Here is an 18,564-nt window from a genome sequence, read left to right as displayed (position 1 = left end):
TTTTATAATGATCATTATGACGAAAACGGATTACATCCAGGAGGCTGGTTCACGATGTCTATTATTAGCTTTGGAATAGTTGGCGGAGGCTGGCGCGCAGAGTTTTACATACGTATCGCCAAAGCATTGCCGGAGAAATTCAACATTCATACGATACTTGTTCGTGACGAGGAGAAGGGGCGGCTGCTGGAGGCAAAATGGGGCATTCGTACGGTTCGCAATATGGCTCAGTTTACGGCTGAGTCCAAGCAGTTCAGCTTCGCTGTTGTATCTGTCCCGCGAACAGCGGCTCCGGCTATTATCCAAGAGCTAGCTGAACGGCAAATTCCAGTGCTGGCAGAGACGCCTCCGGCTGCTGATTTGGAAGCACTAACCGACCTGTATCAATCGCTGCCTAAGGATGCAATGGTACAAGTAGCCGAACAGTATTTATTTCAGCCGATGCATGCGGCTCGGATTCAGATTGCCCGCTCCGGGAAGCTGGGTGAAGTATCGCAAGCACAGGTATCTGCTGCCCATGACTATCACGGGATTAGCTTAATTAGACAGCTTCTTGGCGTCGGCTTCGAGCATGCCAGCATCATTGGACAGACCTTTGAATCGAAGATCATGCAAGGGCCAAGCAGACAAGGTGATCCGCTTGAAGAACGAATGGTTCAATCTGTGCAGCGAATTGCAACGCTCCGATTTGGCGACAAGCTGGCTGTATATGATTTTACGGGGGATCAGTACTTCTCTTGGATACGGCGCAGCCGCATGCTCGTAAGAGGCAGCAAAGGTGAGCTAGTAGACTCAGAAGTCAGCTATTTAAAAGATTACGCCACGCCCATTCATACGGAGCTTCGCAGAGTCGATACCGGTCAGCACGGGAATTTGGAAGGTTATTATCATCGCGGGGTTATTGCGGATGGCGAATGGCTTTACCAGAATCCAGTTGCTCCCGCAAGGCTTAGTGATGACGAGATCGCAATAGCGACTTGTTTGCTGCGAATGGGGCTGCTCGCTTCCGGTAAAGGAGCTTCCTTCTATAGCCTGGCAGAAGCAGCACAGGATCACTACTTGGCGCTCCTTATGGGGGAAGCAATGGCTTCGGGACAAACGGTGCATACGGAGAAACAAGTGTGGATGCCAGAATAGTTATAATCACCAATTAGGACAATTAGCACTAAACAAAATTGGTACCAATTACATGCAGGTGTAAGTCTTCGGCTGTGCTAAAATTGTATGATAAGTAGAAGACTCGTAGTCACTATTTTTGTGATAGAGTCTTTTTTTGTTTTGAATATTCGGAATTTTCTGGAAATTATTATTTTTTTCTTGGAAAAACATATTCGATTTCTTAATTAATGGGTAATCAAGTTATAAAGGAGAAACAGATGCCATTTTTAACGAATAGAAAAAAGAATCCTGTCATTTTATTGCTGATGTTCGTGTTGCTGGCTCTTTCGGTTACAGGGTGCGCTTTGCTTACAAGCAGCGGCAATTCGGGCGAAGAGAATAAACCAATAGAGACGGAAAAGCCTGTCGTGCCTGTAAATGGTGAAAAGAGTAAAGTGATTCCATTTGTCTATACGACAAAAAAGGAATTGTCTCTTACTTTCAATGGTATGGGTGATGAGAATCTCATGACTAAGCTGCTCGATGAACTTGATCGCTACGATATTAAGGCGACCTTCTTTTTGCCGGGCATGAGGGTGGCTGAAGAGCCGGGAATCGCCAAGGAGATTTTGGCTAGAGGTCATGGCATTGAGAACAACACGCTTAGTCGGCTCGATCTAACTCATTTAAGCTATGAGCAAGTGTTTAAAGAGATCAATGTCAGCAATGAAGTGATCGAGAGGGAGCTAGGAGTAAAGCCTCAATATATGCGGACGAGATCCGGCGATTACAATGATACCGTTCAGCTGGCTGCAGCGCAGAGCGGGCTTTCGGCTGTTGTATCTTACAGTCTTAATTTGCATGAATGGCAGCAGGAATCGGAGCAAGAGAAAGCGGACTATATTCGAAAATATGTAACTCGGGGCGGCATTATTGCCTTGGATACGGAGCTGGATGGACAGGTTCTTGAAACGATACCGCTTATTGCGAAGGCAGCTGCCGAGGTTGGCTACAAGCTCGTTCCGCTTAAAGAGCTGGTAAGCAGTGGTCAAGAGAGAAAACCGCTTGAACAAATACCGGGATTTGATGCTGCTCGAAAAAATTCAAACGACAAACAATCGAGCTACAAGCTTATTTATAACTGGGAAAATAAAAAGAAGGTTGTGTCACTTACCTTTGATGATTGGGGTACCGACTACACGATTACAAAGCTGCTTGATATTTTGGAAAAGCATGACGTGAAGGCTACATTCTTCTTGCGTGCCAACGGGGTAGAGAAAAATCCGAATTTAGCTAAGGCGATAGCGGAAGCTGGACATGATGTTGCTAATCACACATACAGTCATCCTGTCATTACCAAGTTAACGCCTGAGGAATTGCAAGAGGAAGTCGTCAAGGCTCATCAAGTAATAACCGAAGCGATTCAGCAGCAGCCTACCATGTTATTTAGACCCCCGACGGGTGAAATTGATGATGAACGGGCGAGAATTGTAGCTGCAACAGGCTACACCTCCATTGCGATGTATGACGTAACGGTGTTCGACTGGGACTCTGCCAATGACGCCGACCATATCGTGAAGGGTGTTCTGGATCAAACGGTTGATGGGAGTGTTATTCTTCTTCACATGCTGGATAACATTCATACGATTGAGGCGCTGCCAGATGTTATTGAGAAGCTGAAAAGCAAGGGCTATACATTCGTTCCCATGTCGCAAATGTCTCTAAAATAACTTTTTCTTACTAGATGGAGATGACATATGACGTTATACGAGGAAATCGTTACAAGGCAGAAGAAAATAGCGGTCATTGGATTAGGTTATGTCGGATTGCCGATCGCAGTAGCTTTTGCGAAAAAAGTGGACGTTGTCGGCTTCGATGTCAATAAAGATAAGATTGCACAATATTGCAGCGGGATTGATACAACCGGCGATATAGGCAGTGATGTGCTCAAAAATACCGAAGCGCAGTTTACTTCAGATCTGAATGAGCTTAAAGATGTTTTTTTCTTCATTGTGGCAGTGCCTACACCGATTCAAAGCGGTAATATACCGGATTTGAATTATGTGAAGAGTGCGTGTCAATTGGTGGGCAGGAAGCTCAAGCATGGCGCAATGGTTGTGTTTGAATCGACCGTCTATCCGGGGGTGACGGAAGAAATATGTATTCCGATTTTGGAGGCAGAGTCGGGTCTTGTTTGCGGCGTCGATTTTAAGGTAGGTTATTCGCCTGAACGAATCAATCCCGGTGACAAGGTTCATCGACTAGAGAACATTACGAAGATCGTGTCCGGTATGGACGAGGAAACGCTGGAAACTGTCGCGAGCGTGTATGAGCTGATTATTGATGCAGGCGTATTTCGGGCGGAGAGCATCAAGGTAGCTGAGGCTGCAAAAGTCATTGAAAACGCACAGCGAGATGTAAATATTGCTTTTATGAATGAGTTGTCCATGCTGTTTAACGGTATGGGGATAGATACAAAAGCCGTGCTGCAAGCAGCAGGCACCAAATGGAATTTTCTTAACTTTAGCCCTGGGCTGGTTGGTGGTCATTGCATCGGAATTGATCCTTATTATTTGACCTATAAGGCTGAGGATACCGGCTATCATTCCAAAATTATATTAGCGGGACGCCAAATTAACGATGGGATGGGCAAGTATGTCGCTCAGCAAATCATTAAGAGGCTTGTTAAGCAGAAGGTAAATATAAATACAGCCAAAATAGGCTTTCTTGGCTTTTCTTATAAAGAGGACAGCTCCGATATTCGCAATACGAAGGTGACAGACATTATCGAAGAGCTTCAAGAGTACGGGATAACAACACTTGTGGCAGATCCAAATGTGGACAAGCAGCAGGTTTATGGCGAGTATGGCATCGAGCTATGCGACATTGAGGAATTAAGCGGGTTGAATGTTGTTATTGTAGCGGTTGCCCACACTCAAATTACGAAGATGAATGTTGAGGATTTTGACAAGCTGTATGACGACAACAAAACGAAGTTTTTGGTTGATATAAAAGGCGTATTTGATAAGCGGTTATTCGAGCAAAACGGATACGACTATTGGAGCCTATAGTGCCGGATTGGAGACAGCAGCGTGTTTAGACGACAGAAAAAAAAGCCGATAGAAGTGCTGACTGTTCCAAGAGCGGACAGACGCACCCTTTGGAGCGTTCCCGATCCGGAGCATTTGCGGCAAAAGGTTGATCGAAGAGGTTATGCCGAAGGTCAAAGCAAGGACGGCCGTGATGATGCGGCAGCGATGCATAAGCTGCGTGAGCTAAGCCTGAGATATGAGGCAAGCTTTGACGTGCGGCTGCTTCGCAATGGCCGGAGGAAGCAGCAGGCAATAAAGGGAAAAGCGGTAGACATTTCTTCTACAGGCATTTTGATTGAACTGGACGCATCCGTAATTGGCGATTCGTTCATGGAGGGGGCAAAGTATAAGCTGAGCTTTGAGATTCCACCTGGGACGATGCCTGAGGGTTATGAGTCTGCCGTGAAAATAGAAGCTGTTATTAAAAGAACATTTACGCGAGATAGCGAAGAGGGAGCGAAGCAGCTTATCGCTTTCCAATTTGAGAGGCCATTATCCACGTATCTTCAGAAGAAGCGTTGGGGTTATTCTGTCTATGCGGCGAGCACCCTGCTGTTTGTAGCAGTTGGTATTATTATGCTTATGCGTGTGGAGAGCATCATTTATTTTAAATACAATTTCATCTTGTATTTATACAGTATTACGGCAGCGGCTTTCTTGCTCACTCGTTACTTCTTCGGCGCGCTGCACCGCGATGTGCCGGTTAATCCGCATTATACGCCAGGCGTATCGATTATAATTCCTTGCTTTAATGAAGAGGAATGGATTCATCGAACGATTTTGAGCTGCATGAATCAAGACTATCCGATCGACAAGCTGGAAGTGATTGTCGTAGATGATCGCTCTAAGGATCGTTCTGTGGAGCAAATTCAGAAGGTTATCGACCTTGTTCACAAAGAGGCGCAGAGGTACGAAACGAAGGATCGTCTGAAATTGCATGTATTGTCCGAAAATGGGGGCAAACGCGTAGCGCTTGTAAAGGGCGTGGAGATGGCAAAGCATCGTTTGGTCGTATTTGTGGACTCTGACAGCTTTCTAGAGCCTACGGCGATTAGAAATCTCGTACAGCCCTTTCAGGACCCGCGAATGGGCGGTGTCGCTGGACGCACGGATGTGGAAAATAAATATACGAACACAGTTACTAAGCTGCAGACGGTACGCTACTATATTGCATTCCGAATTATGAAGGCTGCTGAATCTTGGTTTGACAGCGTAACCTGCTTGTCTGGGCCACTCTCTTGCTACCGCAAGGATTTAATTTTGAAGCATAAGGATGCTTGGCTGACTCAGAAGTTTTTGGGGCAGCCAGCGACCTTTGGCGATGACCGCAGCATGACTAATTTTATTTTGAAAACACATCGTACCGGCTATCAGGATACAGCGATTTGCTCCACGATCGTCCCCTCAGAGATGAACGTGTTTTTAAAGCAGCAAATGCGCTGGAAACGTTCATGGCTGCGTGAATCGCTGCGAGCAGGGGGCTTTATTTGGCGGAAGGAGCCGTTTATGGCTTTGTTCTTCTACATTGGGCTTATTGTTCCCATTGCAGCGCCGATTGTGGTTTTGTACAACTTGGTTTATGTACCGATCATGTATCGGATCTTCCCAAGCACCTTCCTGATGGGACTGCTGCTGATGGCGCTGTTGATGAGCTTTGCCCATCTGTTGTTTCGTAAGAGCAAGCTGTGGGTTTTTGGATTCGTATTTTGTATTTTCTACGAGTTTGTGCTGCTGTGGCAAATGCCTGTTGCATGGGTTACCTTCTGGAAATCAACCTGGGGGACAAGAGAAACGCCGCAGGACATTGAAGCTAGAAATAAGAAAGCAGCGAGAAAGAACAAAAACAACAAGAATATGGACATGCCGCTTTAAAGCGGCCATGGTCTATTTCATAGATAAGGATGACCGCTATGAATAAGTGGTATACGAATGGAGTTTTCGATTATAAGCGGAAAAACAAAAGAAAGGTGATCAGAACGACCGTACAGATGATCATCTTGCTTGTTTTGGGCTTCATTCTTTTCCATGCTGTATTTGATATCAAGCAATATGCGGAGCCGGATAAGGCGCAGTGGACCAATCAAGACGGGTTTATTGCGCTATCTTATTTTGGCGTAGCAAGAAACGGTACATCGGAGCTGATTTCCAAAAAACGGCTGAATCAGCAGCTGAAGGCACTGCACGATCAAGGTTATGTAACCATTTCGCAGCAGGATGTCATGGACTATTACAAGCATGGAAAACCTTTGCCGCCTAAAGCGCTGTTTCTATCCTTCGAGGATGGACGAAACGATTCCAGTTTATTTGCTCAGCCTTTGCTGGAGAAATACAATTATAAAGCGACCATTTTGTCCTATGCGAATAAGGTTGGGAGCAATGAATCCAAATTCCTTCAGCCTAAGGACATGCTCAGTATGATGAAAAAGGGCTATTGGGAGCTTGGAAGCAACGGCTACCGGTTGTCTTATATTAATATTTTTGACAAGGAAGGCAAGCTCATTGGTGTGAAGGAAGAGAATGAGTTTAAAGATCGGGCTAACACGAGCTACTACACTCATTACCTGATGGACTTTATCCGGGATGAGAACCTAGTGCCTGCAGAGCATCGAGCCGAAATGGAAGCGCGCATCAATGCAGACTACAAGTCGATGAAAGAAATTTACAACAAGACGCTTGGCTTTGTTCCTAACGTGTATATGATTATGCACGCGAACATTTTGTACAATGGCATGAACCGGCTTGTTGAGAATGTGAACGACCAAAATATTAAAGCGATGTTCGGCATGCATTTTAACCGTGAAGGACTTTCCTTGAATAAAAGCAGTGACAGCCTTTATAATTTAACAAGGGTGCAGCCTGCTTCCTATTGGTATACGAATCATTTGCTTATGAAAATTAGTAAGGATACTGGTCAGAAAGTCAGCTTTATTGCAGGGGATGAGCGGAGATCGGCAAAGTGGAAGCTTATCAGCGGTGCGGCTGAGTTTACGGATAACCGGATTGCTTTAACCTCTGTTCCAGCAGGAAGCGGCATGCTTTTATTGAAAGATATTCATGCTGCCGACGTAAAACTTACTGCGGAGCTTGGCGGTCATGCAGTCGGCAGCCAATCGATTTATGTTCGATACGATCAGAATACGGATTCATTTGTTCGAGTGTCGATCGAGGATAATTCGGTTATTGTGGAGCAAAAGGCACCCGGAGGCAAGGTTGAACGGCTGCTAGCAAGCAAGCTTGGGGACAAGGCTGCTGAACGTGCGAAGCAGCTTGAAGTTAGCGTATCGGGCGATCAATTAACGGTGATTGTAGATGATGTGCAGCTCTCTTTGCAGCAAATTAGCAGCTCGATCGTCGGCGGAAATATTGCGCTTGCTTCCAAAGCAAGCCTTAACAACGAAAAAGATGATATTTACGACGCTGTTTTTGATAATATAAAAGTAACGACCGTCAATGAGGACGGTACAGAGCATGAGTCATTATACAAGAACGGTTATGTTGGGATTGAGGGGTTAATCAGTAGAGTGAAGAACGCGATTAATGCATCATTCGACTGGGCGATCGATACGTTTTAGCTTAATCAGAACCTAATAATTCGAGGAGTTTGAATCAATGCGGAAACGAAAAGGTCTTATTGCAGCATGTTTGCTTGTGGTGCTTGTAGGCGCAGCAATGTATTTTTCCAATCTTACAAATCGCGCAAAGAAAGCGGAGCAGTCGTCTATTGAAGACGTACTGCAGGCTGCAGCCAACGTACTGCCTGAATTGTCAGCTTGGATTGTGGACTGGCAGTGGAAGCAGGGAATTGAGGACCTGAGTATTATTAAAGGTGAATTAACGAGCTTGCAGTTGTTTGCGGCCTATTTTGATTATAAGGATAGTCTTTATTTTACGGATAAGTTCCAGCAGGCGTTGCCTGAAATCATGAAGATTTATAAGAAGAACGAACAGATGCAGCTCTATCTGACGGTAGTAAACGACCAGTTTAAAGAAAATGGCGAGTCTGTTCAGAAGGATTCGAGTTTAATTACGCGGCTAGTAGAGACGGAAAAAAGTCGCAAAAAACATGTAGATGAATTGATTGCAGCCGTTGATCAATTTGGGTTGAACGGAATTGAGATCGATTATGAGCGAGTCGAGGAAGAAGACTGGGAACGGATGCTGCTTTTCTACTCGGAGCTTCATACTCGTTTGCAGAAAAGCGGGAAGTCGCTTCGAATCATTTTGGAACCAAGAGCTCCTATTGAACAATTAAAGCTTCCGGAAGGCCCGGAATATGTCATGATGGCTTATAACCTATATGGCTCACACAGCGAACCAGGACCAAAAGCGGATGAAGCTTTTATTGAACAATTGGCAACCAGAATGGAAGTACTGCCTGGCAGTCCGTATATGGCTTTCTCGGTTGGCGGGTTCGATTGGCATGAGGATGGCAAGGTTGAAGCTTTGACTGAGGAGCGAGCGGGGCTGCTGTTAAAGCAAACGGGCAGTAAAGCGCAGCGCGATCAAGCGAGCGGCAGCATGTTTTTTGAATATACTGATGCTGAGGCCAACAATATGAAGCATACCGTGTGGTACGCAGATGAAGTGACATTATCTCGTTGGATAAATACTGCAAAAGCGAACGGAATTAGCAAGGCGGCGATTTGGAGATTAGGCGAAATAGAGATGGAATCTCTGACAAATTTGAAGCTGTATATGCAATAAAATAGGGAATAACAAAGTGCTTCTGAAGCTTATGAGAATAGCTGCGGAAGCACTTTTCTTTAGTACTGAAATATTCCATTGACAATGATTATCAATAGCGAATATACTTCATTTTAGGACAAAAACAGATCCAATTTATTGGAGTGGGGAGCAATTTTAATGAAGTATAAATTAATGACTTTTTTATTGGCTTGTACGGTAGTATTTACAGGCTGCGGCTCAAATGATGCAGTTAAGAATGAGCCTAAACAAGCAGAGGGCAATTCCGCAAGCGGTGCTGTCGTCTCGGACGAGGTTTGGGCACCTATTCTGGAGAGCTATCGTCAGTTTACTATTGAGCAAGCCGATACTTTCATATTAGAAACAGAGAAGTTTGTAACAGCTGTGAAGAGCGGGGATGTTGAGGCGGCGAAAAAGCTGTATGCGCCGACACGCATGTACTTTGAACGTATTGAGCCAATAGCTGAAGCGATTGGCGACCTCGATCCAAATATTGATGCGCGTGAGAATGACGTGGAAGACAAGGACTGGCGCGGATTCCACCGCATTGAGCAGTCGCTGTGGGAGAAGAACTCAACCGAAGGTATGGGTGAATATGCAGACCGCTTGCTGGAGGATGTAAAGCTGCTTCGCGCTTTGATGGAAACCGTTGAAGTTGAGCCAAGTTTGCTTGTAACGGGAGCAGTAGAGCTGCTTAATGAGGTATCCGCTTCGAAGGTGACTGGCGAGGAAGAACGTTATTCACACACGGATCTGTACGACTTTGCAGCTAACGTGGAAGGTGCAGATAAGATCTATCAGCTGGTTAAAGCTGAATTGAACAAAAAGGATGCTGCGCTGGATGAGCAAATCGGCAAAGGATTTGCTGATCTTGAGCAAGCCTTGTCAGCTTACAAATCAGGTGATGGTTATGTGTCCTATCTAGATTTGAAAGAGGAAGATACAAAGAAGCTAAGCCAGCTTATTGATGCGCTTGCCGAGCCGCTTTCTCAAATGGGTACAATATTGGAGGCTTAACAACATGACGGAATCTTTTAATTCCAATCAAAATGAGGGCAAGCCCAACATAGATGCTAAAAAAATCAGCCGTAGAGACCTACTACGGCTGGCAGGTGTTGGCGGGGCTGGACTGCTGCTCGGAGCAGCTGGAGTCGGAAGCTTGTTCCAAACGCAGGAACGCAGCGCGGCTAAGCCTGCTTCGAAGGCAGTCAAAGTAGATAAAGACCAAATTGTTAGCTTTTATGGCAAGCATCAGGCCGGAATCACGACGCCGGCACAAGACTTTATTTTATTCGCTTCCTTTGATTTAACGGCGAGTACACTTGATGAGGTGCGCAAGTTATTTCAAGCATGGACGAGTGCAGCAGCATCCATGACAAACGGTGAGATGCTCGGCAAGACTAACGATAATTTAAATCTTCCTCCTTCAGATACGGGTGAAGCAGAAGGTTTGCTGCCATCTCGTACTACGATTACTTTCGGTGTGGGTTCGTCATTCTTTGATGCAAGATATGGATTAGCGGACAAAAGGCCAGCTGCTCTTGTTGATATGCCTGCTTTTGGCGGTGACGAGCTGCGAGACGAATGGTCAGGCGGTGATATTGGCGTTCAAGTGAATGCTAATGATATGCAAATTGCATTCCATGCGATCCGCAATCTAGCTCGTATAGCTAGAGGGAAAGCGGTGCTCCGCTGGACGCAGGAAGGTTTCCAGCGTACGAGCGGTGCTGATCCAGCGAATGCAACGCCTCGCAACCTGATGGGCTTTAGGGATGGAACAGGCAATCCAGACGTTAACGATGATGGGGAAATGAACAAGGTCGTGTGGGCAGCCGCAGCGGATGGTACGCCGTGGATGGATAAGGGCAGCTATATGGTCGTAAGGCGTATTCGCATGCGCATTGAGGTATGGGATCGTTCGACGCTCGGGGATCAGGAGTCAACCTTTGGCCGCCACCGAGACAGCGGTGCCCCGCTTGGCGGAGCGCATGAGTTCGACAAGCTTGATTTGGAGAAGAAGGACGAGAAGGGCAAACCGGTGCTTCCGATGAATTCGCATGTGCGTCTAGCTCATGGCGATGGCACGGTAAAAATATTGCGCCGCTCCTACTCGTATTCAAGTGGAATGGATCACAAAACCGGGCAGCTGGATGCAGGCTTGTTGTTTATTTGTTTTAACCGCGACTCACGGAAACAATTTATTCCGATGCAGACTAAGCTTGGGCAAAGCGACCTAATGAATGAGTATGTCGTTCATACGGGCAGTGCGATGTTTGCTTGTTTTCCAGGTGTTCGTGAAGGCGGATATATCGGAGAAACGTTATTTTAAATCATAATGTTGCTCGGTTAGGGTTGGGTAGAAAATAGCTCTTGATGATGAAAGGGGCGGACGTCTATGTTCGCACAAAATGGCGGAATGAAACAGTGGGGTATTCGTTTCATTTCTTTTTTTGTACTGATGATATTGATGTTAGGGAGCAGCGGATTATATACGTTTGCTGAAGGTGCGCAATCCACCGAGCTTGATCGTTTGCTTCCGCTCGTTGGCGGTGCTCTTGTTGAAGTAGGTCAAGGAAAGTGGAAGGAAGCGGCAGCTCATATTGATGATGCTTCGGCTAAGTGGAAGCAGCTTGAGCCTGCGGCAACGAAGGAATCGGCAGCGGTGGATTCTGCGCTTGCGGGAGCTGTAAAAGCTTTAGCAGCGCCGGAAAGCGATGCTGATGCTGCCAAAGCTACGTTATCCCTACTCGCGAAGGCACTTAATAAATACGTGAAGAGCGTTCAAGACGCACCAGCGACTCAGCTAACTGGTCAAGATGCGGCTGTCAGCATACTTCCTTTGGCAGAGAAGCTGCTTGCAAGCATTCAAGCAGGCGACATGGAGAAGGCATATGCTGAATATCGTGAAATGAATAATAGCTGGCTTAAAGTTGAGCCTGCTATTCGAGCGGATCATTTCAACGTTTACAGCGGCTTGGAAACGAAGATGAGCATGCTTCGCATTGCTGTTCAAGCTGATCCTCCGAGAACCGAACAAGCGAAAACAGAAGCGTTGGCACTCATTCAGCTTATTAAGGATTATCGCGATGGGAAAATAGCGACTGTGGCTAAGGAGTCGGGCATAACGGTAGCCGATGCTGTGGACATCCTAAATCAGGCGTTAAATGATGTCCAGCAAGGGCATTATCCAGAAGCGGCTGGACAGATGGAAGCATTTATCGTGCAGTGGCCTGCGATTGAGGGTGTGGTTGCCCTGCGATCGGCTGCTATCTATAGCAGTATGGAGATTGGAATGGCTGAAGCGGGCGGTTATTTGCTCTCCGATCCTCCAGCGGCAGATAAGGCGGAGCAGCTTATAGCTGAGATGCTGGGGCAGCTAGAGCCAATGATGCAGGATACCCGTTACACCGCCTGGGATGCGGGGATGATTTTGCTGCGCGAGGGTCTTGAAGCTATTCTTGTATTATCTGCTTTACTTGCGTACTTGCAGCGTACCGGCAATCAAGATAAGCGCAAATGGGTATGGTCTGGCGTATGGGTTGGACTTCTGCTTAGCGGTATTATGGCTGTTGTGCTAACGTATGCCATTGCTCAGGTCGCAGCTGGAAGTGCGCGTGAGTCGATTGAAGGTATTGCTGGCTTACTATCCGTTATTCTAATGATTACAGTTGGCAATTGGCTGCACAATAAGTCTAATATGAACAATTGGAATCAATACATCGACAAGCAAATGGGCAGTGCGCTCGCAAGAGGAAGCCTATGGTCACTATTTGCAGTTTCGGGTCTAGCGATCTTCCGCGAAGGTGCGGAGACGACGATTTTTTATGTCGGGATGGCGCCGTCTATCGATCCGCTGCAGTTGGCTCTCGGATTTGGCGTTACTTTCATCTTGCTGATTGCACTTGGCTTTGCGATTATTAAATTTAGCGCGAAGCTTCCCATACGGCCATTTTTCCTTGTTGCATCCGCATTAATCTATTATCTCGTTGTTCGCTTTCTTGGCGAGAGCACACATTCCTTGCAGGTATCAGGGTGGGTTCCGTCACATACTGCTTCAGGCGTACCGACTATAGGGGCGTTAGGCGTATATCCGACTTGGGAAACTACACTGCCTCAGCTTGCGGTGCTAGTGTATATTATCGTAAAGATAAGTATAACGCAGCTGCGCAAAGCGGCATCACCCGGTAAAGCAGCAGAAGCTAAATAACGATGTAATGGAGCTGTTTCAAGAGCAGATACAATCTGTTTTTGGGGCAGCTCATTTTTTATTGATGCTTCATTATTATAAAATTGTGGTTAAGTTTAGTATGTAAGGAAAAGTAATTACTCATAGCTTGCCAATAGGCGAATGGATTAGGTTTGTGGTATGATTTTTGAAAAGGGAGGAATCGGTATGAAAGGTCCGGGAATTCTTATTTCCGCATTAGTATTCGCGCTTCTTATCGCGATATTTGCGGTTATCAATATCGATTCGGTACATGTAAACTTTTTGTTTACGAAGGCAACCCTTCCGCTCATTCTCGTCATATTGGGATCGACGCTGCTTGGCGGCTTAACCGTAGGCCTGCTGGGGATGATTCGTCAGATTCGCTTGCAGCGAACCGTCAAATCATTAGAAAAGCAGCTTGCTGAATTTACAACCGAAGCGGAGCTGCTTGGTTTATCCAAGGCAACGATCCGAACGGAGCCGAGCGAAGAGGCGGCTGTATCACAAAAGGAATAATATAGTTATCAGATCGTGAGGCCATTAATGTTTATTTATACGTATGCATGCCATGAGGATGAAGCGGCTTTGTGTGAGCTGGAGCTGCAAGTCTTATTTGGCGAGAAGCCCAAACAAGGCGTTGTCAGAAGTCAGCATAAGCTATCGGTTGATCGCAGCCCTTTCGTAAAACGGCGTATAGCCGTCATGCTGGAAGCTAACAGTATGGAAGAACTGATCGTTATGCTTCCGTCAATTGAGCTGGGTGGGAAAACATTCAAGGTTGTTTATACGCAAGGCGATGAAGCCTTTACCTTCAATGAGCAAAGACAGCTCGAGAGAGCTGCCGGCGCGGTTATTCATGGCAAAGCCGATATGCGCAAAGCGGAGCAGCTGTTTGGTTTAATGAAGCTTTATGGACGCTGGTACTTTGGACCGCTGGAAGAGAACGGAGCTGTATGGCTGAGGCATCAGAATAAGCCGCAAAATTATTCAACCGCACTGCCAACAAGAGCAGCTCGTGCGATCGTGAATCTTGCGGCTGGGCAAGCAGCTGAACAGCTTAAGCTTATTGATCCGTGCTGTGGAATGGGAACCGTTCTGATTGAAGGCATGTCAATGGGAATCGACATTGAGGGGTTGGATATCAATCCGCTTGCCGTGCGAGGCGCGCGCGTAAATCTTGCTCATTTTGGTTATCCAGACCGAGTAAGACTTGGCGATATGCGGCTTCTCGAAGGTCATTACGATGCTGCCATTGTAGATATGCCATACAATTTGTGCTCTGTCTTGCCAGAAAGCGAGCAGCTTGTTATGCTTGAGAGTGTAAGAAGGTGGGCGAAGCGAGCGGTTATTGTCACAACTGATCCAATGATGAGGCAGTTAGAGCTGGCATCTTGGAGGATCATAAAAACCACAACCCTGAGTAAAGCCTCTTTTACCAGATATATAAGTGTAGTAGAATAAGAATTATGTAGCGCATGAAACGAGGTGAACCTATGTCTACAATCGAACAAAACGAATCCCAAGAGGAGCCTAAGAAGCTGACTCAAGCGGAGAAAGCGAAGCAATTGCTCGCTCAGAAGAAACAAGCGAAAGCTGGAGGAGCTCCAGGCCAATCGCATCTTTCTACGGGGACGCAGGCACTGAAGAGCCAGAACACGAAGAAAGTTAACAATCAGCGTAAAAAAATGGGTGTATAGCTGTCGGTTCCAACTTATTTTGAAATGCAGCAATAGCAACAATGAAGGACGCCAGCTGGTAACAGCTAGGCGTTTTTCTTATATAATAATATAAGAAGCAGGTTAGTCAGCTTGGAGGTTCACGGGGTTCTTGCCTAAATTTACGGAAATTACAACAAAAGGCAAGAATGAATCAATCAACTATCCCGCATAATGAATATACACGGATGAATTAGAAAAAATAATAAAACATGAAAATGAATATCGTTTAAGTTAATTACGGAGGGATTCGTTATGACGGCGACCAAACCATCACGAATGAGTATTTATTTGCTTGCCGGTGTCGCAACATCCAATAGCATATTTACGGAATGCAAGGTTAAGCTGGAACAAATGTTTCAATCCGATGGTGTCGAACCAGCTATCCACGTCATATTTCCTTATGGCGATGCCAGTCGCAGCTTGGTTAGACAAGTGCTAGAGGTGAAGAGCGACTTGTCCAACCGTTTAACGGCTGGTCGGATCGGCGGACAACATGCGCTGGAGAAAATCAAACAAACGATGAGCAGCGAGCGTTTATTGTTGATTGGACACAGCGGCGGCGGTGCCGCTGCTTATCAAGCGGCAAAAATGCTTTATGAGCAGGATCAAATCGAGGATTTTCGAATTGTGCAAGTTGGATCACCAAGAACGCCGATCGAGCCAAAGCTTCAAGAGCGCGTTAGTTATTTTCATTCCATTGACAGCTTAGGCAAGCTTAATGACCCGATTAGCCGAATTGGTACTTGGGGCGGATGGAGCATAAGCAAATATGCGATGCCAAGGTGGAATCGCATGAAGTATGCGCCAGGCTATGTTGAAGGAATTCCTACTGTGGGCGGACATGCGGATTATTTTCGCCATACGGAGGATTATAGCGACCAAGAGGCCGTTTGCAATCTAGATAAAACAGTGGACCGCGTGCGGGGTTGGTTGAAAGGGTGGGTCTGATCCTATACACTAAGGTGAGAGTAAGCAGCAGCTTCTAAAGTGAGATGCTTACGACTTAGGAGGTGAAGGACCCATGGCCAATACACATACGTACACAAAGAAAGAAGAAATTGCGAATGCCGTCACACATGGGATTGGGGCTGCACTCAGCATTGGGGCACTCGTCGTGTTGATCGTATTCGCGGCAACGAGGGGAACGGCCTTTCATGTTGTCAGCTTTACTATATATGGATCAGCCATGCTACTGCTGTATGCGGCCTCTACGCTCGTGCACAGCTTCCCCGAGGGAAAAGCGAAGCGGGTATTTGAATCACTTGATCATTCGTTTATTTACGTCTTTATAGCAGGAACTTATACGCCGATATTGTTCCATATCGTGCAAGGTACGCTTGGCTGGGTACTGTTTGGGATTGTTTGGGGAGCGGCATTAATCGGTGTAGCGTTTAAGGCTTTTTTTGCATCACGATTTTTATTCACATCAACGATCATTTATATCGCAATGGGATGGATTATCGTATTTGCTTGGAAGCCGCTCACAACGCATCTAGCTCCAGGAGGGGTGCAGCTGCTCGTAACAGGGGGATTGCTGTACACATTCGGAACGATATTTTATATGTGGCGTGCCTTTCCTTACCATCACGCCGTATGGCATTTGTTTGTACTTGGCGGTTCAATTGTCCATTTCTTCGCTATACTGCTATATGTTCTCCCAGCGAAATGACAAAGATTATTTGGGCATAGAGAAGCAAATCTTACTCGCATGAAGCAAGCTGTGCGGGAGATGAGATTTGCTTTTTTTGTTTTTTTGCAGCAGCTCGGAATTAAACTTCAATTGCTGGGCACCAGCCTGGCGGCTCCGCGCAAATGGCCAGGGCAAAGGCAGGATCTTCTTGGGCAAGATCAGCGAAGTAGTTTGATAATATATGGTTTCCTGAGACAGAGCCCATACGGAACGAACGTTTCACCTCACCCTTTGCGTGCATATAGTAGTAAGTTTGTTTAGTCTTTGGCGATTGGTAAACAAGCGTAGGCAGATGGGGGACGATATCAAATTCGTTTTGAAAACGCCAATGGGTACCAATGGATGCGTTATAGCTGCTTGCAAACTTCGGATCTCCGACTCGAGGTGCTCCATACGTATATACAATGGGATCTATAAATGAGGTGTTGTTCGCAAGGTCGAGGGCAGCAAGGGTTGCAAGTGCTCCCCCAAGGCTGTGTCCTGTTATAAACAGCGGTCTGCCCTGTGGAAGCTGATTTATGATTTCAATGATTTGAGTACGTGCTGACATATAGATGTCAGTAAACCCCTTGTGCGTTAGACCGGCATTTTTGACTGGGCGGTAAGTCGTTTGCTGGGCAATGAAATCAGATACCCAATCCACTGCAGAGTTGCTGCCGCGAAAAGCGAGCACGGATGCACCTTCAGATGTTAAAACAAAACCGAATCGTTCATCGCTGTCGTCATATGCTCTAGCCGTAAATTCACTTACTAAGCTGTAGGTTCTAGGTACAAGAAATAATCCGTCTTTGTTGTTGTATTGCATGTACGTTTGTCCGCAAACCGCAGCCAAAAACAAAGCCGTTCGATAATCGAGATCCTGCGTGGTTAACGTACCTCTCGTATTTGCTGTCATACCATCCCTCCGCTCATACAACTCCGGTTCTCCCGATGTTTGTAATATATGATCAGCCCTGCAGATGGGTACCAGCGGAAAAAAATGGACTTCATAAGGCAGCTACAAGTATAATCGGGGAATAACGCGATTATGAAAGGGGATTCATAAATGACTCTTCAAATAGGTATTGCAGGTACAGGATGGTTTGGCATGATGCACGCGGAGAAGCTCGCTAAGCTTGCCGGCATCAAGGTAACTGCTTTCTTAGCAACTAGCCAGCAAAAAGCAGATGCAGCAGCACAGCGCTTTGAGGGTGCACGCGGTTATGATTCTATACATCGCATGCTGGATGATCGTAAGCTTGATGCGGTATATATTTGTGTACCGCCATTTGCGCATGGCGAGATTGAATCTGCATTGCTTGAAAGAAGCATTCCCTTTCTTGTAGAGAAGCCGCTTGGAGTGGACGAGCAGCTGCCGTCTGAGATTTTGAAAGGAATCGAAGAGAAAAAGCTGATTACATCGGCTGGCTATCATTTCCGTTATATGGATGGAACCGACCGTGCAAGAGAGCTGCTGCGCGAGCGCACAACATTAATGGCGCTTGGCTATTGGATGGGCTCCATGCCGGGGGTAAGCTGGTGGCGCAAGATGGAAGGATCAGGCGGTCAATTCGTAGAGCAGACAACACATATTGTGGATCTGCTAAGGTATACGGTTGGTGAAGTAAGTGAGGTTTACGCAGCTTACGGCAATCGATATATGAGCGGTGTTGAAGAAGGTGTGACGGTTCCTGATGTAGGCACAGTTACACTGAAGCTAGTGGGTGGTGCAGTTGCTACAATTAGCAATACTTGCGCTATCCCAGCTGGAGATCGTTCCGGACTGCATATTTATACGAACAAAGGCGTGCTGGAGCTTGGCCATAGCGGATTGATCGACACGGAGGCTGGCCGCAAAACAGAGTATGCTAACCAAACGGATCCCTATGAGTTGGAAAATGAGGCTTTTCTTTATGCGATCCGAACCGGGGATGTTTCCCGCATTCGCTCCAGTTATGCGGATGCAGTAAGAACACATCAAGTGACCATTGCTGCTAATGAATCTGCTCGTACTGGATTGCCAGTTAAGCTTTAGAATATGATGTAAAAAACCGTCCATGAAGGTCATTGACCCTA

General features: G+C 46.3%; 16 protein-coding genes. 15 read left to right on the top strand and 1 reads right to left on the bottom strand.

The features are described 5' to 3' along the window. Positions 1-54: 54 nt before the first annotated feature. From AC1DOV_RS29190 to trhA, 14 genes are all read left to right on the top strand, one after another. Positions 55-1,137 (top strand): Gfo/Idh/MocA family protein, encoded by a 1,083-nt coding sequence (locus AC1DOV_RS29190; protein WP_477512487.1) that lies wholly within the window; start codon positions 55-57, stop codon positions 1,135-1,137. 239 nt (positions 1,138-1,376) lie between these two features. Then, positions 1,377-2,828: a polysaccharide deacetylase family protein gene (locus tag AC1DOV_RS29185; RefSeq protein WP_477551703.1), complete on the top strand. Its 1,452-nt coding sequence runs from the start codon at positions 1,377-1,379 to the stop codon at positions 2,826-2,828. Positions 2,829-2,855: 27 nt separating this feature from the next. Continuing rightward, a complete protein-coding gene (locus AC1DOV_RS29180; RefSeq protein WP_477512758.1) occupies positions 2,856-4,169 on the top strand; it encodes a nucleotide sugar dehydrogenase in 1,314 nt (437 codons plus the stop codon). Between the two features lie 21 nt (positions 4,170-4,190). Beyond that, entirely contained in the window at positions 4,191-6,062 is a 1,872-nt protein-coding gene (locus tag AC1DOV_RS29175; RefSeq protein ID WP_477527900.1) for a glycosyltransferase family 2 protein, read from the top strand. A 38-nt stretch (positions 6,063-6,100) separates the two neighbouring features. Beyond that, positions 6,101-7,762 carry a polysaccharide deacetylase family protein gene (locus tag AC1DOV_RS29170; RefSeq protein WP_477512760.1) on the top strand — a complete coding sequence of 554 codons (1,662 nt, stop codon included), beginning with the start codon at positions 6,101-6,103 and terminating at the stop codon, positions 7,760-7,762. A 37-nt stretch (positions 7,763-7,799) separates the two neighbouring features. Further along, complete coding sequence (locus AC1DOV_RS29165; protein WP_477551702.1) at positions 7,800-8,894, top strand: glycosyl hydrolase family 18 protein; 1,095 nt, start codon at positions 7,800-7,802, stop codon at positions 8,892-8,894. Positions 8,895-9,047: 153 nt separating this feature from the next. After that, positions 9,048-9,911: an iron uptake system protein EfeO gene (gene efeO, locus AC1DOV_RS29160; RefSeq protein ID WP_430057374.1), complete on the top strand. Its 864-nt coding sequence runs from the start codon at positions 9,048-9,050 to the stop codon at positions 9,909-9,911. Positions 9,912-9,915: 4 nt separating this feature from the next. Then, the gene (efeB, locus tag AC1DOV_RS29155) at positions 9,916-11,223 is read left to right on the top strand and encodes an iron uptake transporter deferrochelatase/peroxidase subunit (RefSeq protein ID WP_477512762.1); all 1,308 of its coding nucleotides are present in this window, start codon (positions 9,916-9,918) and stop codon (positions 11,221-11,223) included. A gap of 66 nt (positions 11,224-11,289) precedes the next feature. Next, positions 11,290-13,101, top strand: coding sequence for an FTR1 family iron permease (locus AC1DOV_RS29150; protein WP_477551701.1), 1,812 nt, complete (start codon positions 11,290-11,292; stop codon positions 13,099-13,101). Between the two features lie 186 nt (positions 13,102-13,287). Then, a complete protein-coding gene (locus AC1DOV_RS29145) occupies positions 13,288-13,617 on the top strand; it encodes a LapA family protein (protein WP_339207192.1) in 330 nt (109 codons plus the stop codon). Between the two features lie 27 nt (positions 13,618-13,644). Then, positions 13,645-14,562: a TRM11 family SAM-dependent methyltransferase gene (locus AC1DOV_RS29140; protein ID WP_477551700.1), complete on the top strand. Its 918-nt coding sequence runs from the start codon at positions 13,645-13,647 to the stop codon at positions 14,560-14,562. Positions 14,563-14,594: 32 nt separating this feature from the next. Continuing rightward, positions 14,595-14,798: a hypothetical protein gene (locus tag AC1DOV_RS29135; RefSeq protein WP_179089865.1), complete on the top strand. Its 204-nt coding sequence runs from the start codon at positions 14,595-14,597 to the stop codon at positions 14,796-14,798. Positions 14,799-15,071: 273 nt separating this feature from the next. Next, a complete protein-coding gene (locus AC1DOV_RS29130) occupies positions 15,072-15,767 on the top strand; it encodes a lipase family protein (protein WP_477551699.1) in 696 nt (231 codons plus the stop codon). A 73-nt stretch (positions 15,768-15,840) separates the two neighbouring features. Then, on the top strand, positions 15,841-16,488 hold the full coding sequence (gene trhA, locus AC1DOV_RS29125; RefSeq protein WP_477551698.1) for a PAQR family membrane homeostasis protein TrhA: 648 nt from the start codon (positions 15,841-15,843) through the stop codon (positions 16,486-16,488). 100 nt (positions 16,489-16,588) lie between these two features. Here the strand turns inward: trhA and AC1DOV_RS29120 are convergent, their stop codons facing one another. Continuing rightward, positions 16,589-17,404, bottom strand: a complete 816-nt coding sequence (locus AC1DOV_RS29120) for a lipase family protein (RefSeq protein WP_477512767.1) — start codon at positions 17,402-17,404, stop codon at positions 16,589-16,591. 150 nt (positions 17,405-17,554) lie between these two features. Here AC1DOV_RS29120 and AC1DOV_RS29115 point away from each other — a divergent pair, with 150 nt between their 5' ends. Beyond that, complete coding sequence (locus AC1DOV_RS29115) at positions 17,555-18,523, top strand: Gfo/Idh/MocA family protein (RefSeq protein WP_477551697.1); 969 nt, start codon at positions 17,555-17,557, stop codon at positions 18,521-18,523. The last annotated feature ends 41 nt before the right edge of the window (positions 18,524-18,564 follow it).

The organism is Paenibacillus sp. 01T47 (genome assembly GCF_056398245.1).
Note: the sequence above shows the minus strand (reverse complement) of the source record. Positions and strands in the feature narration are given on the sequence as shown.